The following is a 14,125-nucleotide window of genomic DNA, read 5'->3' on the forward strand; positions in this document are numbered from 1 at the left end:
GGCGGATCAGTTCTGGTGGGACTGGTAGTGCGTGACCGCGTCCGAGGTGCGGCCGGCGCCGTACACCCGGAGGAACTCTGCCAGTTCCGGGTGGGTCGGGGCGAGAGTGTCGGCGGCGTCGATGATGTCGCCCGCGGCGGCGACCGAGCGCAGCAGCGACTGGATCTCGCGGACCACCCGCTTGACCGTGGGCGCGCCCGAACTGCTCGTCGTGGCGGTGGTGTTGCTGAGCACGGAGCCCCCTTGCGACTGCTTGATCTCGTCCATCCGCTCGGTCGCCTCGGCGGCGCTGACGCTGCCGTCCGCGACCTGTCCGGCCAGTTCCTGGAGCAGCTGCACGCGCTGCACCACGGCCGGGTTTCCGATCTTCGCCCGCTGACCGCTCATCAGCTGGGACAGCATCGGTGCGGACAGTCCCAGGACTCCCGCGAGACGAGCCTGGTTGAGGCCAAGATCGTCGATGAGCTTACGGAAGAGCGCCCCCAGCGGCTCCCCGTACCAGTTCCGCTGCAGTTCCCGCGCTCTCGCGGTCGCTTCCTGCTGTGCGGCGTCCATTGCGTCTCCCCATCGCTTCCCCAGAACATCCACGGTTCGCTGTAGCGAACCACGTCGAGCATCTTACGGAGAGTGGTCATGCACGGGGACCCCCAATCTTTTTGCGAGATACCCCCGGTGACCCGGTACTCTGGTCTGCGGCGGCCGCCGGGACGGGTTCCCGGCCGGACGTCCCTTCCGGGGCCTTAGCTCAGTTGGTAGAGCGCTGTCTTTGCATGGCAGATGTCAGGGGTTCGACTCCCCTAGGCTCCACATCCGGAAAGCCCCTCTGACCTGTGGAAACACAGGACAGGGGGGGCTTTTTCGACAGCCTGACGGGGCAGCGTCGGCCGCCTGGCGGGTCCCCGAACCGTGTCCGTGGGGACGGGGGATCCCGGCCCGCCGCGCAGGACGGCGGCCGCGGCGCATGCCGGAGCCACGCCAGGACCGAGGACGCCGCGCGGGAGCCGGCCCGCGGTCGAACCCCTCGACCCGCGGGGCGATTTGGCTCCCCCGCCGGGCGCACGGCGAAGGGGCGGGAGACGTGGGAGTCTCCCGCCCCGGTGCGTGCCGTCGGTGGTGGGGCCGGTCAGCCGCGGTCGTCGCGGTCGGCCTCGTCCTCGGCCTGCTTCGCCTGGACCTCGGGGTCCAGGACGGAGGTGTCACCGCTGCCGTCCACCGAGGTCAGACCGCCGGCGGGGGGGACCTCCGTGGGTGCGGGCGGTTCGACCAGCCAGTCGGGGTTGGCCTGCTTGTCCCACCACTTCCAGGCCGCGAAGGCGCCTCCGGCGACCGCGCCGGCCACGGCCAGGGCCTTGGCGAGCTTGCCGGCCCGCGCCCGCCGCCGGTGCCTGCGCACGAGTTTCTCGATCTCCTTCGGTGTCACCTGGCCGCGCAGCGCGGCCAGTGCGGCGATGCCGCGGGCGGCGGCCTCGTCCTTCACGGGCAGGGCCGCGGCCACCGCCTGCTCGATCCTCGGCCGGGAGTACTCCGCGGCCTGGCGCGAGTACTCGGCGGCCTGCCGTGCGGCCAGGCGGGTGCGGGCTGCCGCTTCCTGCGCGGCCTGGTCGACCTTCGGTGGTACATGCGTCCGCGCCTGTTCCAGCCGGGGCGCGACATGGGTGCCGTACTGCGTTCGGGCCTGCTCGGCGGCCAGCGACACCTTGGGCGCGAGTCGTACACGGGCCTCGTGCGCGTACTGCGAGGCCCTTTCCTTGGCCGTGTCGGCGTAGGGCGCCACCACTTCCGCGGCGTGCAGCACGCTGTCCTTCGCCGAGCCGGTCGCGGCGCGCACGCTGTCGATGCGGGTCACGGGTTCCTCCTCCTCGGTGGCGTACGGTATTTCGACTTTCCACCCTTTTACGGATCATGCCTGTCGAACGCCGACGGGGCACGTGCGGTCGGGCATCCGGGTGCCGGGGCACGTGCGACTGGGGCGAATTCGGGCAACGGGGCCTTGTCGTCGACAATGCCACGGATCGGCTCCGGCCGCTCCCGTCCGTGCGAGGATCGGGGGATCACACGAGCACAACGGAAGGCACGATCGTGGCCGAGCAGCTCTACGCCACTCTCAGGACCGACAGGGGCGACATCGAGATCCGGCTCTTCCGGGACTTCGCCCCGAGGACGGTCGACAACTTCGTCGAGCTGGCCACCGGCGCGCGCGAGTGGGTCCACCCCGCCACCGGTGAGCGGACCACCGCCCCCCTCTACGACGGCACGGTCTTCCACCGGGTGATGAGCGGGTTCATGATCCAGGGCGGTGACCCGCTGGGCAACGGCACCGGCGACCCCGGTTACCAGTTCGCCGACGAGTTCCACCCGGAGCTGCGCTTCGACCGGCCGTATCTGCTGGCCATGGCCAACGCCGGCCCGGGCACCAACGGCTCCCAGTTCTTCATCACCGTCGCCCCGACGGCCTGGCTCAACCGCAAGCACACCATCTTCGGCGAGGTCGTCGACAAGGCGAGCCAGAAGGTCGTGGAGGACATCGCGGCCTCCGAGACCAACCCCCGCACCAACCGGCCCCTCAACGACGTGGTCATCGAGTCGGTCGTCGTGGAGAAACGCTAGGGATGTCCGGGGCAGGAACCATCCGCCTCGCTCGTCCGTAAGGATGAGCAGGGCAGAGTCCCGCACGACGACCACCTAGGGGAGCCCATGGACCAGGCGCCAGGCAGCCGGCCGGACGACACCGACAGCGGCCTGCCCTCCTGCTACCGGCACCCGGGCCGGGAGACCGGGGTCCGCTGCACCCGCTGCGAGCGGCCGATCTGCCCTGAGTGCATGGTCAGCGCCTCCGTCGGGTTCCAGTGCCCCGAGTGTGTGCGGGCGGGCACGGGCACCGGGCAGCCGCCGGCGGCCTCCCGCCCCCGCACCCTCGCGGGCGGCACGGTCGCGGACGATCCCCGTCTGGTCACCAAGATCCTGATCGGGCTGTGCCTCGCGGTCTACCTGGTCCAGTTGGCCGTGGGCGACGATTTCACCGTCCGCTTCGAGCTGCTCGGCCGGGCGTACGTGCCCGCCCTCGGGGATGTCGAGGGCATCGCGGAGGGCCAGTGGTACCGCCTGCTGACCCCGATGTTCCTGCACGGCGGTGTCGTCCACATCCTGTTCAACATGCTCAGCCTCTGGTGGCTCGGCGGCCCTCTCGAACAGGCTCTCGGCCGCGCCCGCTACCTGGCGCTCTACTTCGTCTCAGGCCTGGCGGGCAGCGCGCTGACGTATCTGCTCGCCGAACCGAACCAGCCCTCGCTCGGCGCCTCCGGTGCCATCTTCGGCCTGTTCGGTGCCACGGCCGTCCTGATGCGCCGGATGCGCTACGACATGCGGCCGATCGTCACCCTGCTGGTGATCAACCTGATCTTCACCTTCGGGTGGAGCAACATCGCCTGGCAGGCCCACATCGGCGGACTGGTCGCGGGCGTGCTCATCGGGTACGGCATGGTCCACGCCCCTCGCGGACACCGTGCCCTGGTCCAGTACGGGACCTGTGCGCTGGTGCTGGCTGCCGTGGTCGTGGTGACCCTCCTGAGGACCACCCAGCTCAGCTGAGCGCACTGTTGTCCACAGTGTGTGGCGAATCTTGTGCACAACGTGCGGGAACGCCGACGCCCCCGGTCGCAGGCCTACGTTTACGCAGGTCAGACAGGGGGCGAACGGGTTTTCGAAGGGTGGTGACTGCCGGTAGTTACGTCGTACCGGCGTCAACGTCCAGTGAGTTATCCACAGATCGTCGTTTCTTTTCCCCACTCTGTGGAAAGCAACCTCGGGCCTGTGGATAACTCAGCGAACAGCCCTGGGGAGAGCTACTTCCACTGGGTGGAGACGCCGAAGCCCGCCGCGATGAACCCGAAGCCGACGACGATGTTCCAGTTGTCCAGGCTGTCGATGGGCAGCGAACCGTCGGTCACGTAGAAGACCACGATCCAGGCCAGCCCGATCAGGAACATGGCCAGCATCACGGGTGCGACCCAGGCCCGGCTGTTCAGCTTGATCGCGGTCGCCTGCTTGGCCGGCGGCGGCGTGTAATCGGCCTTCTTGCGGATACGTGACTTCGGCACGAGGGTCTCTCCTGTCGATGCGCTGCGTGGCCGCGCAGGTACTGGTCGGGCTCGGGGGCTGCGTACTAGGGGACTGAAGGGCTTCCCCGGGCGTCCGTTAGCGTAGTGCTTCTACGGCGCCGAAGGAGATAAGGGTACGTTGAGCAATTCTGCCGACTCCCCCGGGAAGGGTTCAACGCCCCGCTTCCGTCCCGTGCGGATGCTCACCGCGGGCGTCTTCGCCCTCGCCGGTCTCCTCTTCATCACCAGCTTCAACACGGCCAAGGGCACCAACCTCCGCACGGACGCGTCCCTGCTGAAGCTCTCCGACCTGATCCAGGAACGCAGCCACAAGAACGGCGAGCTCGACGAGTCCAACGCCGCCCTCCGCGACGACGTGGAGTCGCTGGCCGAGGCCGACGACGGCAGCACCAGCGCCGAGGACGAGAAGCTCGCGGGCCTGGAGAAGAAGGCCGGCACCCAGAAGCTCAGGGGCAAGGCCGTCACGGTCACCCTCAACGACGCCCCGCCGAACGCCACCGCCAAGCTCCCCGGCTACCCCGAGCCCCAGCCCGACTACCTCGTCATCCACCAGCAGGACCTCCAGGCGGTGGTGAACGCCCTGTGGAAGGGCGGCGCCGAGGGGATCAAGGTCATGGACCAGCGGCTGATCTCCACCAGCGCCGTGCGCTGCGTCGGCAACACCCTGATCCTCCAGGGCCGGGTCTACTCACCGCCGTACAAGATCCAGGCGGTCGGTGACCCGGAGAAGCTGCAGAAGGCGCTCGCGGACTCGCCCGCGATCCAGAACTACATGGTCTACGTCAACGTCTACGGGCTCGGCTGGAAAGTCACCGAGGACGGGACGGTGACTCTGCCGGGCTACTCGGGCACAGTGGATCTGCACTACGCGAAGCCTGTGGAGTAACGAGTCCCTGTCGGAGCCGCCGGTGCGGGTGATCGTCAGAACGTTCAGCGAGCTGTGCATCACCGTCGGCGCCGTCATCGTGCTCTTCGTCGCCTACGCGCTGTTCTGGACCGGTGTGCGGGCCGACCGCGCCATGGGCGACCAGATCGACGCGCTGCACGCGCAGTGGGACCGGCACCCGGCCGCCGGCTCCAGCCCGGCCGCCGGCGCCCCCTCGCCCGCGCCGACGCCGTACAGGGACGGAAAGCCCTTCGCGGTGATGTACATCCCGCGTCTTGGTTTCACGTGGAACAAGCCGGTCCTCGAAGGCACCTCGACCGGCACCCTGAAGAAGGGGCTCGGGCACTACACCGGAACGGCCCGGCTCGGGGCCACCGGGAACTTCTCCGTCGCAGGTCACCGGCGTACGTACGGCGACCCCTTCAAGGACTTCCCGAAGCTCGGACGCGGGGACGCGGTGGTGCTGACCGACGGGACCACCTGGTTCACGTATCGGATCGACAAAGGGCCCTACAAAACCGTGCCCTCGGACGTCGAGGTGATCGAGGCTGTGCCACGTAAGTCGGGGTATACGCGTCCGGGCCGGTATCTGACGCTGACCACGTGCGATCCGGAATGGGGGCACAGTCACCGGCTGATCGTCTGGGCGCACCTCGACTCCACACAGCCCGTGGAGGCAGGCGAACCGAAGGCCCTGCGCCGTTAGTCTGGTGGCGTACGGCGTGAGTCAGGTGCCGTGGTGCGACGGAAGGGACGGCATGTACGGCTGGATCTGGCGGCATCTGCCGGGAAACGCCTGGGTGAAGGCGTTGATCTCCATCGTGCTGGCGCTGGCTGTCGTGTATGTCCTTTTTCAGTACGTCTTCCCGTGGGCCGAACCGCTGCTTCCCTTCAACGATGTGACGGTGGACAACCAGTGAGCGCGCGCATTCTCGTCGTCGACAACTACGACAGTTTCGTCTTCAACCTGGTCCAGTACCTGTACCAGCTGGGCGCCGAGTGCGAGGTCCTGCGCAACGACGAGGTCTCCACCTCCCACGCCCAGGACGGCTTCGACGGCGTCCTGCTGTCCCCCGGTCCGGGCACCCCCGAAGAGGCCGGCGTCTGCGTCGAGATGGTCCGCCACTGCGCGGACACCGGCGTCCCCGTCTTCGGCGTCTGCCTGGGCATGCAGTCCATGCAGGTCGCCTACGGCGGTGTCGTGGACCGGGCGCCCGAGCTGCTGCATGGAAAGACCTCGCTGGTGGACCACGAGGGCAAGGGTGTCTTCGCCGGACTGCCCACCCCCTTCACCGCGACCCGCTACCACTCCCTGGCCGCCGAACCGGCGACCGTCCCGGCCGAGCTGGAGGTCACCGCCCGCACCCACGACGGGATCATCATGGGCCTGCGCCACCGTGAACTGCCCGTCGAGGGGGTGCAGTTCCATCCGGAGTCGGTGCTGACCGAGCACGGCCACCGGATGCTGGCCAACTGGCTGGTGGAGTGCGGCGACCAGGGTGCGGTGGCGAGGTCGGCGGGGCTCGCCCCGGTGGTGGGCAGGGCCACGGCGTGACCGCGCTGCGCCCCGAGCGCGAGGACTCGTACGGCACCGCGCCGTACGAGTCCTTCGGCGGTGACGCGTACGGCGGCCCACGGGGGGACGTGTACGCCGGTGAGGCGTTCACGCAGCAGCTTCCGCCCATCGACGAGGAGACGGTGGCGCTGCGGATCCCGGAGCCGCCCCCGTCCGGGTTCGGCGGCGAGGCCCTGTCGGCCTCTGGCGCCACAGCAGCCTCTCCTGCCACCGGAACCACTCCCGGCGGCCGGGCGGCCCGCAGAAAGGCCGCCAAGGGCCGCCGTGGCCGTCACGGCGGCCCGCCCTCGGGCCCCTCGGACACCTCCGACCCCTCCCTCGCGCCGTCACAGGACGAGCGGCCGCTGTCGCGGATGGAGGCCCGCCGGCGGGCCAAGGCACGCAAGCCCAGCCCGGCGGTGGTGGCGAGCCGGGCGGTCGGCGAGGTGTTTATCACCACGGGCGTGCTGATGCTGCTCTTCGTCAGCTACCAGCTGTGGTGGACGAACGTGCGGGCGCACGCGCAGGCCAGCAGGGAGGCGGACAGCCTCCAGGACGACTGGGCGAGCGGCAAGCGCAACCCGGGCACCTTCTCCCCCGGGCAGGGCTTCGCGATCCTGCACATCCCCAAGCTGGACGTGGTGGTGCCGATAGCGGAGGGCGTCAGCAACAAGAAGGTGCTCGACAAGGGCATGGTCGGGCACTACGGCGAGGGTGCGCTCACCACGGCCATGCCCGGGGACAAGACCGGCAACTTCGGGCTGGCGGGACACCGCAACACGCACGGCGAACCCTTCCGGTACATCAACAGGCTCGAGGCGGGCGACGACATCGTCGTGGAGACGCAGGACGAGTACTTCGTCTACAAGATGGCGTCCCTGCTGCCGGTCACCTCGCCCGGCAACACCAGTGTCCTCGACCCCGTGCCGCCGCAGTCCGGGTTCACCGGACCGGGCCGCTACATCACCCTCACCACCTGTACGCCGGAGTTCACCAGCAAGTACCGGTTGATCGTCTGGGGCAAGATGGTCGAGGAACGGCCGCGCAGCAAGGGCAAGCCGGATGCGCTCGTCCAGTAGGAGCCTTGGGTAAGGGCCCTGCGACAGGGCTTCGAGTAAGGGCAGAGGAACGTGGCAGCCACCACCGGCGACACCGAGCACGCACAGGACACGGACACGCCCGCGACGTCGCGGGGGCCGGGGCGCCGACGGGGCGGGAAGACCGCCCTCGCCGTCAGCTTCTTCGGCGAACTCCTCATCACGGCGGGCCTGGTCCTGGGCCTGTTCGTCGTCTACTCCCTCTGGTGGACGAACGTCGTCGCCGACCGGCACGCCGACCGGCAGGCCGACAAGGTGCGCGACAACTGGTCCCAGGCGGACACCGGGCCGGGCGCGCTCGACACCAAGGACGGCATCGGCTTCCTGCACGTGCCCGCCATGAAGAACGGCGAGGTCCTGGTCGAGAAGGGCACGTCGGCGGAGGTCCTCAACGAGGGCGTCGCCGGCTACTACGTCGACCCGGTCAAGGCCACGCTCCCCGGCGGCAGGAACGGCAACTTCACCCTCGCGGCCCACCGCGACGGCCACGGCGCGAAGTTCCACAACATCGACAAGCTCGAGAAGGGCGACCCGATCGTCTTCGAGACGCGGGACAACTGGTACGTCTACAAGGTCTTCGCCGTCCTGCCCGAGACCTCGAAGTACAACGTCGAGGTCCTCGGCGCGGTCCCCAAGGAGTCCGGCAAGAAGAAGGCCGGCCACTACATCACGCTGACCACCTGCACACCGGTCTACACCTCGCGCTACCGGTACGTGGTCTGGGGCGAGCTGGAACGGGTGGAGAAGGTGGACGCGGACCGGACGCCGCCGGAGGAACTGCGCGACTGACACGGCTCCTTCGACGGCGGGAGGCATCCCCCGGCGGCCGCTACTTCGGCTGGTAGTCCGAACAGGTGTAGAAGCGGTCCCCCGGCTTGCTGGTGGCCTGCATGGTCACGATCCGCAGGCCGTGGGAGTTCTGCAGGGTGCTGGCCGTGTGCGTGACGACGTTGCGGCCCTCACCGCCCACGTGCCAGGGGTAGGTGGTGCTGCTGCCGTCGTAGTTGGCGGACACCAGCCGCAGCTTCGGCGCCCGGCCGTCGCTGCTCTTGTCGACGAGCTGGATGTCCACGTCGTACATGGCCTTCGGCTTGCCGCTGCCGTCCAGCGTGACGTGCGCCTTGAAGGTGTTGTTCGGGTCGGTGCAGCTGAACTTGATCGCCACGCTGGCCGCCGCCTCCGGAGCGGCCAGGCTGACCGCGCCGCCGGTGAGCGCGAGGGTGGTGACGATGGACGTGGTGATGCGGCGTGCAGCGGAACGCTTCACGGGTCTTCCCCCTGATTGATCAGGAAAATCGGTCGCCCCCATCCGACACGTTCCGGTCGGCATTTTGCAAACGAGAATACGAGCGGGGCCCGGCACTCTTCCGAGTGCCGGGCCCCCGCCCGTCGTCCCGCGAGGTCAGCGGCTAGTTGTTCCCGCCGATGAGTCCACCGCCGTTGTTCCCGCCGTTGCCGCCGTCGAAGGCGACCAGGTTGACCGTCGTGCCCCTGTTCACCGTGCTGCCGGGGCTCGGGTCCGAGCTGAAGACGGTGGCGTTGTCGTCCTGGGAACCGGTGATGTTGCCGACCGTCAGACCCGCGTCCTGGATCGCCTTCTTGGCGTCCTTCAGCTTCATGCCCTGGAGATTGGACGGCACTTGGGTCTGGGTGCTCTTGCCGATCTGGATCGTGACCGTGGTGCCCTTGTCGACCTGGGAGCCGATCTGGGGGCTGGTCGAGATGACCTTGCCGACCTGGTTCTGGTCCTGGGTGTCGACCTCGACGCAGTTGCCCGTCAGGTTGTTGGCCTGCATCTGGGCCTTCGCCGCGTCACAGCTCTGACCGGAGACGTCGGGGACGGTGGACTTCTCCTCGGCCTTGGCGATGGTGAGGGTGATCGTGGTGCCCTTCTCCACCTCGTCGCCGAGACCCGGATCCTGCTTCAGGACGGTGCCCGCCTTCTCGGTGGACGTCTCTTCCTTCGTCTCCACCGTGAACTGGTACTTGTCGTCCTCGAGGATCGACTTGGCCTCGTCCAGGGACTTGCCGAGGACACTCGGCACCACGACCTTCGGCGCGCCCGTCGACACCACGAGGTTGACCGTGGAGTTCTTCTTGACCTTGACCTTGGGGTCGGGGTCCTGGTCGCAGATCTGGCCCTTGGGCTGGTCCTCGCAGGCCTTCTGCGTGACCTCACCGACCTTGAGGTCGACGTTGGTCAGCTGCTGCCGGGCATTGGCCTCGGTCTGCCCGATCAGGCTGGGCACGGGCACGGACTCGTTGTTCGTGTTGTTGCCGTCGAACGCCCACTTGCCGATCAGGATCGCGCCGACCAGCACCAGGACCGCGGCCACGATCAGCAGGATCGTCGAGGTGTTCGACTTCTTCTGGCGGCGCCGGTCCGGGCGGTCGTCGTAGCCGCCGTAGCCGTAGCCGCCGTCGTCCGGGTTCATGGGCGGCAGCATCGACGTGGCGCCTGCGTCCGCGGAGCGCATCGCCGTGGTGGCCTGGTCGTCGCCGTAGCCGTAGCCGACCGAGCCCATCGCCGCCGTGGCCGCGACCGGCTGGCCGTCGAGGCAGGCCTCGATGTCGGCGCGCATCTCGTCGGCGGACTGGTAGCGGTAGTTCGGGTCCTTGACCAGCGCCCGCAGGACGATCGCGTCCATCTCGGGGGTGATCTCGGGGTCGAAGACGCTCGGCGGCTGCGGCTCCTCGCGGACGTGCTGGTAGGCCACCGCCACCGGGGAGTCGCCCACGAAGGGCGGGCGGACCGTCAGCAGCTCGTACAGGAGGCAGCCCGTCGAGTAGAGGTCCGAGCGGGCGTCCACCTGCTCGCCCTTCGCCTGCTCCGGCGAGAGGTACTGGGCGGTGCCGATGACCGCCGCGGTCTGCGTCATCGTCATGCCGGAGTCGCCCATGGCGCGGGCGATGCCGAAGTCCATCACCTTGACCTGGCCGTTGCGCGTCAGCATGACGTTCGCCGGCTTGATGTCACGGTGCACGATGCCGCTTCGGTGCGCGTACTCCAGGCCCTGAAGGATGCCGATGGTCATCTCCATCGCACGCTCGGGCAGGAGTTTGCGGCCGCTGTGCAGCAGCTCACGGAGCGTGGAGCCGTCCACGTACTCCATGACGATGTACGGGATCGAGACCCCGTCGATGTAGTCCTCGCCCGTGTCGTAGACCGCGACGATCGCGGGGTGGTTGAGCGAGGCGGCCGACTGGGCCTCCCGGCGGAACCGGGCCTGGAAGGAAGGATCGCGCGCGAGGTCCGCGCGCAGCGTCTTCACCGCCACGGTGCGGCCGAGGCGGGTGTCATGCGCGAGGTAGACCTCCGCCATGCCACCACGACCGAGCACATGGCCCAGCTCGTACCGGCCGCCGAGGCGACGCGGCTCTTCCATAGCTACCTACCAGCCCTCTCCGTCGGTCCCGACCGGCACACGTGTGCGGCCGGAGGCTGCCGTCCGGGCATACCGTACCCGGACGGCGCTGTGTGACCTGGCCAAGCCCGTCACCCGATGCAGGACCGGTATCGCAACGTGCACCGATGTGCAGGCAACGTGATGGGGGTCACTTCTTGCTGTCGATGACTGCCTTCATCACGCTCCTCGCGATCGGGCCGGCCAGACCACCGCCGGTGATGTCGCCGCGGTTGGCGGCGCCGTCCTCGACGACGACCGCGACGGCCACCGGCGCGCTGCCGTCGGACAGCTTCGCGTACGAGATGAACCAGGCGTACGGCTTCTCGCTGTTGTTGAGGCCGTGCTGGGCGGTACCGGTCTTGCCGCCCACGGTGACGCCGTCGATCTGCGCCTTGCCGCCGGTGCCCTGCGGGTCGTTGACGACCGTCTCCATCATCTTCTGCAGCTTCTGCGCGGTCTCCGAGGAGACGGCCTGCGACAGCTCCTGCGGCTTGGTCGCCTCCAGGGTGTCCAGGTTCGGGGCCTTGAGCTCGTCGACCATGTACGGCTTCATCAGCTTGCCGTCGTTGGCGACCGCCGAGGCGACCATGGCCATCTGGAGCGGGGTGGCGCGGTTGGAGCCCTGGCCGATGCCGTCCAGCGAGTTCTGCGGCCGGTTGTCCTCGGGGTAGATGGACTCCGCGGCGCGGACCGGGGTGTCCAGCTCCGCCTCGTTGAAGCCGAACTTCTCCGCCTGCTCGATCATCTTGTCGTTGCCGACGTTGTCGGCCATCTTCGCGAAGACGGTGTTGCAGGAGACCATGAGCGCGTACCGCAGGGAGGCGTTCTCGCACTCGCCGTGCTCGTTGGTGAGCTTGGTGGTGGACAGCGGCAGCGGGAACGGGTCCGGGGTGTCGGTCTTGTCGTCGACGTCCGAGACCTCGCCGTTCTCCAGCGCCGCCGCGGCCGTGACCACCTTGAACGTGGAGCCCGGCGGGTAGGTCTCGCGCAGCGCGCGGTTGAGCATCGGGTCGTCGGGGTCGTTCTTCTTCTGGACCTTGTTCCACGCCTTGGCGTCCGTGTCGGAGGACCCGGCGAACTTCGACGGGTCGTACGACGGCGTGGAGACCAGCGCGAGGATCTTGCCGGTGGACGGCTCGATCGCGGCGACGGCGCCCTTCTTGTCGCCCAGGCCCTGGTACGCGGCCTTCTGCGCGGCGGCGTTGAGGGTCGTGACGACGCTGCCGCCCTCCTTCTCCTTGCCCGTGATCATGTCCAGGGTGTTGCGGAAGAAGAGCCGGTCGTCGTTGCCGGAGAGGATGCCGTCCTCCAGCCTCTCCAGCTGGTTGGCGCCGAAGGCCTGCGAGGAGTAGCCGGTGACCGGCGCCCACATGGCGCCGTTGGTCCAGGTGCGCTTGTACTTGTAGTCGCCGCTGGTCTCGACCGAGCCGGTGATGGCCTTGCCGTCGACGATGATGTCGCCGCGCGGGGTGGAGTAGCGCGTGATGTTGACGCGGCGGTTCTTGGTGTCGCTGGCGAGGCTGTCGGCCTTGACGTACTGCAGGTAGTTGTCGCGCAGCAGCAGGGTGAGGATCAGGAGGCCGCAGAAGATCGCGATCCGGCGCAGGGGCTTGTTCATGACGGGCGGACCACCTGGGTCATCTCGGCGTCGGGGTTGGAGGCGGGGGCCGGGGCCGGGCGGCGTGCCGTGTCGCTGATCCGGATCAGGATGCCGATCAGTGCCCAGTTGGCGATGACGGAGGAACCGCCGTACGCGAGGAAGGGCATCGTCATACCGGTGAGCGGGATGAGGCCCATCACACCGCCGGCGACGACGAACACCTGGAGGGCGAAGGCGCCGGAGAGGCCGATGGCGAGCAGCTTGCCGAACGGGTCGCGGGCGGCGAGGGCGGTGCGCACGCCGCGCTCCACGATCAGGCCGTACAGCAGCAGCAGTGCCATGAGGCCGGCCAGACCCAGCTCCTCGCCGAAGGTGGCGAGGATGAAGTCGGAGTTGGCGGCGAACTTGATCAGTTCGGAGTGGCCCTGGCCCCAGCCGGTGCCCAGGGTGCCACCGGAGCCGAACGCCCACAGCGCCTGCATGGCCTGTTCGGAGTGGCCGATGACGCCCTGCTGGGAGAGCGTGTACTCCTTCATCGGGTCGAGCCAGGCCTGGACACGCTGCTGGACGTGGCTCTCGAAGCTGGCCACGCCGACCGCGCCGACCGAGGACATCAGCAGACCGAAGACGATCCAGCTGGTCCGCTCGGTGGCGACGTACAGCATGATGACGAACATTCCGAAGAACAGCAGCGAGGTGCCGAGGTCCGTCTCGAAGACCAGGATCAGGATCGAGATGATCCACACGACGATGATCGGGCCGAGGTCGCGGCCGCGCGGAAGGTACAGGCCGAGCACGCGCCGGCTGGCGAGCGCGAGCGCGTCACGCTTCACCATCAGATAGCCGGCGAAGAAGATCGCCAGGACGATCTTGGCGAACTCACCGGGCTGGATGGAAAAGCCGGCGACGGAGATCCAGATCTTGGCGCCGTAGATGTTCTGGCCGAGGCCGGGGACGAGCGGGAGCAGCAGCAGGAAGAGCGCCCCGACCATGGAGATGTAGGTGTAGCGCTGCAGGACGCGGTGGTCCTTGAGGAAGATCAGCACCACGACGAAGAGGGCGATGCCCATCGCCGTGTACAGCAGCTGCCGCGGCGCGGCGGTGCCGGCCTGCTTGATCTGCTGGAGCAGCTTCGACTGGTCCAGCCGCCAGATGGCGACCAGTCCGAGGCCGTTGAGCAGCGTGGCCAGCGGCAGCAGCAGCGGGTCCGCGTACGGCGCGAACTTGCGTACGACGAGATGGGCGACGCCGGCGAGCAGGCCGAGGCCCAGCCCGTAGCTCAGCAGACCGGACGGCACCTGGTCGTTGATCGCGAGGCCCACGTTGGCGTAGGCGAACACCGGGATGACCACGGCGAACACCAGGAGCGCGAGCTCGGTGTTGCGCCGGCTCGGGGTGCCGATCGAGCCGATCGTGGACGTGTGGTGTGTCGGCGAATTGGTAGTACTGCTCATGGCGTGAC

General features: G+C 68.6%; 15 protein-coding genes and 1 tRNA gene. 9 read left to right on the forward strand and 7 right to left on the reverse strand.

The annotated features are described in order from the left end of the window. Positions 1-6: 6 nt before the first annotated feature. Positions 7-555 (reverse strand): helix-turn-helix domain-containing protein, encoded by a 549-nt coding sequence (locus ACFY30_RS23490; protein ID WP_390659768.1) that lies wholly within the window; start codon positions 553-555, stop codon positions 7-9. A 179-nt stretch (positions 556-734) separates the two neighbouring features. Here ACFY30_RS23490 and ACFY30_RS23495 point away from each other — a divergent pair. Then, positions 735-807, forward strand: a tRNA-Ala gene (locus ACFY30_RS23495). Positions 808-1,123: 316 nt separating this feature from the next. Here ACFY30_RS23495 and ACFY30_RS23500 read toward each other — a convergent pair. Further along, positions 1,124-1,846 carry a DUF5324 family protein gene (locus tag ACFY30_RS23500; protein ID WP_390847108.1) on the reverse strand — a complete coding sequence of 241 codons (723 nt, stop codon included), beginning with the start codon at positions 1,844-1,846 and terminating at the stop codon, positions 1,124-1,126. Between the two features lie 233 nt (positions 1,847-2,079). Between ACFY30_RS23500 and ACFY30_RS23505 the strand changes: the two genes are divergently transcribed. Both ACFY30_RS23505 and ACFY30_RS23510 read left to right on the forward strand, forming a co-directional pair. Then, entirely contained in the window at positions 2,080-2,607 is a 528-nt protein-coding gene (locus ACFY30_RS23505; RefSeq protein WP_390847109.1) for a peptidylprolyl isomerase, read from the forward strand. 87 nt (positions 2,608-2,694) lie between these two features. Then, entirely contained in the window at positions 2,695-3,588 is an 894-nt protein-coding gene (locus tag ACFY30_RS23510; RefSeq protein ID WP_390847110.1) for a rhomboid family intramembrane serine protease, read from the forward strand. Positions 3,589-3,842: 254 nt separating this feature from the next. Here ACFY30_RS23510 and crgA read toward each other — a convergent pair whose 3' ends face one another. Continuing rightward, positions 3,843-4,097 carry a cell division protein CrgA gene (gene crgA / locus ACFY30_RS23515; protein ID WP_046727637.1) on the reverse strand — a complete coding sequence of 85 codons (255 nt, stop codon included), beginning with the start codon at positions 4,095-4,097 and terminating at the stop codon, positions 3,843-3,845. Positions 4,098-4,236: 139 nt separating this feature from the next. On the opposite strand from crgA, the gene ACFY30_RS23520 reads away from it, so the two are divergent. The 6 genes from ACFY30_RS23520 to ACFY30_RS23545 are packed head-to-tail and all read left to right on the forward strand — an operon-like array spanning position 4,237 to position 8,445. Next, the gene (locus tag ACFY30_RS23520) at positions 4,237-5,004 is read left to right on the forward strand and encodes a DUF881 domain-containing protein (protein ID WP_390847111.1); all 768 of its coding nucleotides are present in this window, start codon (positions 4,237-4,239) and stop codon (positions 5,002-5,004) included. Positions 5,005-5,026: 22 nt separating this feature from the next. Further along, positions 5,027-5,710 (forward strand): class E sortase, encoded by a 684-nt coding sequence (locus ACFY30_RS23525; RefSeq protein ID WP_390847112.1) that lies wholly within the window; start codon positions 5,027-5,029, stop codon positions 5,708-5,710. A gap of 52 nt (positions 5,711-5,762) precedes the next feature. Beyond that, on the forward strand, positions 5,763-5,924 hold the full coding sequence (locus ACFY30_RS23530; protein WP_390659762.1) for a hypothetical protein: 162 nt from the start codon (positions 5,763-5,765) through the stop codon (positions 5,922-5,924). After that, positions 5,921-6,559 carry an aminodeoxychorismate/anthranilate synthase component II gene (locus ACFY30_RS23535; protein ID WP_390659761.1) on the forward strand — a complete coding sequence of 213 codons (639 nt, stop codon included), beginning with the start codon at positions 5,921-5,923 and terminating at the stop codon, positions 6,557-6,559. The genes ACFY30_RS23530 and ACFY30_RS23535 overlap by 4 nt, the downstream gene beginning before the upstream one ends. Continuing rightward, positions 6,556-7,638 carry a class E sortase gene (locus ACFY30_RS23540; protein ID WP_390847113.1) on the forward strand — a complete coding sequence of 361 codons (1,083 nt, stop codon included), beginning with the start codon at positions 6,556-6,558 and terminating at the stop codon, positions 7,636-7,638. Before ACFY30_RS23535 ends, ACFY30_RS23540 begins: the two co-directional genes overlap by 4 nt. 51 nt (positions 7,639-7,689) lie before the next feature. Next, positions 7,690-8,445: a class E sortase gene (locus ACFY30_RS23545; RefSeq protein ID WP_390847114.1), complete on the forward strand. Its 756-nt coding sequence runs from the start codon at positions 7,690-7,692 to the stop codon at positions 8,443-8,445. A gap of 40 nt (positions 8,446-8,485) precedes the next feature. Here the strand turns inward: ACFY30_RS23545 and ACFY30_RS23550 are convergent, their stop codons facing one another. From ACFY30_RS23550 to ACFY30_RS23565, 4 genes are all read right to left on the reverse strand, one after another. Then, a complete protein-coding gene (locus tag ACFY30_RS23550; protein ID WP_390847115.1) occupies positions 8,486-8,923 on the reverse strand; it encodes a hypothetical protein in 438 nt (145 codons plus the stop codon). A gap of 142 nt (positions 8,924-9,065) precedes the next feature. After that, on the reverse strand, positions 9,066-11,042 hold the full coding sequence (pknB, locus tag ACFY30_RS23555; protein ID WP_390847116.1) for a Stk1 family PASTA domain-containing Ser/Thr kinase: 1,977 nt from the start codon (positions 11,040-11,042) through the stop codon (positions 9,066-9,068). 169 nt (positions 11,043-11,211) lie between these two features. Beyond that, positions 11,212-12,681 carry a peptidoglycan D,D-transpeptidase FtsI family protein gene (locus ACFY30_RS23560; protein ID WP_390847117.1) on the reverse strand — a complete coding sequence of 490 codons (1,470 nt, stop codon included), beginning with the start codon at positions 12,679-12,681 and terminating at the stop codon, positions 11,212-11,214. After that, positions 12,678-14,117, reverse strand: coding sequence for an FtsW/RodA/SpoVE family cell cycle protein (locus tag ACFY30_RS23565; RefSeq protein ID WP_390659755.1), 1,440 nt, complete (start codon positions 14,115-14,117; stop codon positions 12,678-12,680). Before ACFY30_RS23565 ends, ACFY30_RS23560 begins: the two co-directional genes overlap by 4 nt. Positions 14,118-14,125: the final 8 nt, after the last annotated feature.

Source organism: Streptomyces sp. NPDC000345 (assembly GCF_042898825.1).
Lineage (GTDB): Bacteria > Actinomycetota > Actinomycetes > Streptomycetales > Streptomycetaceae > Streptomyces.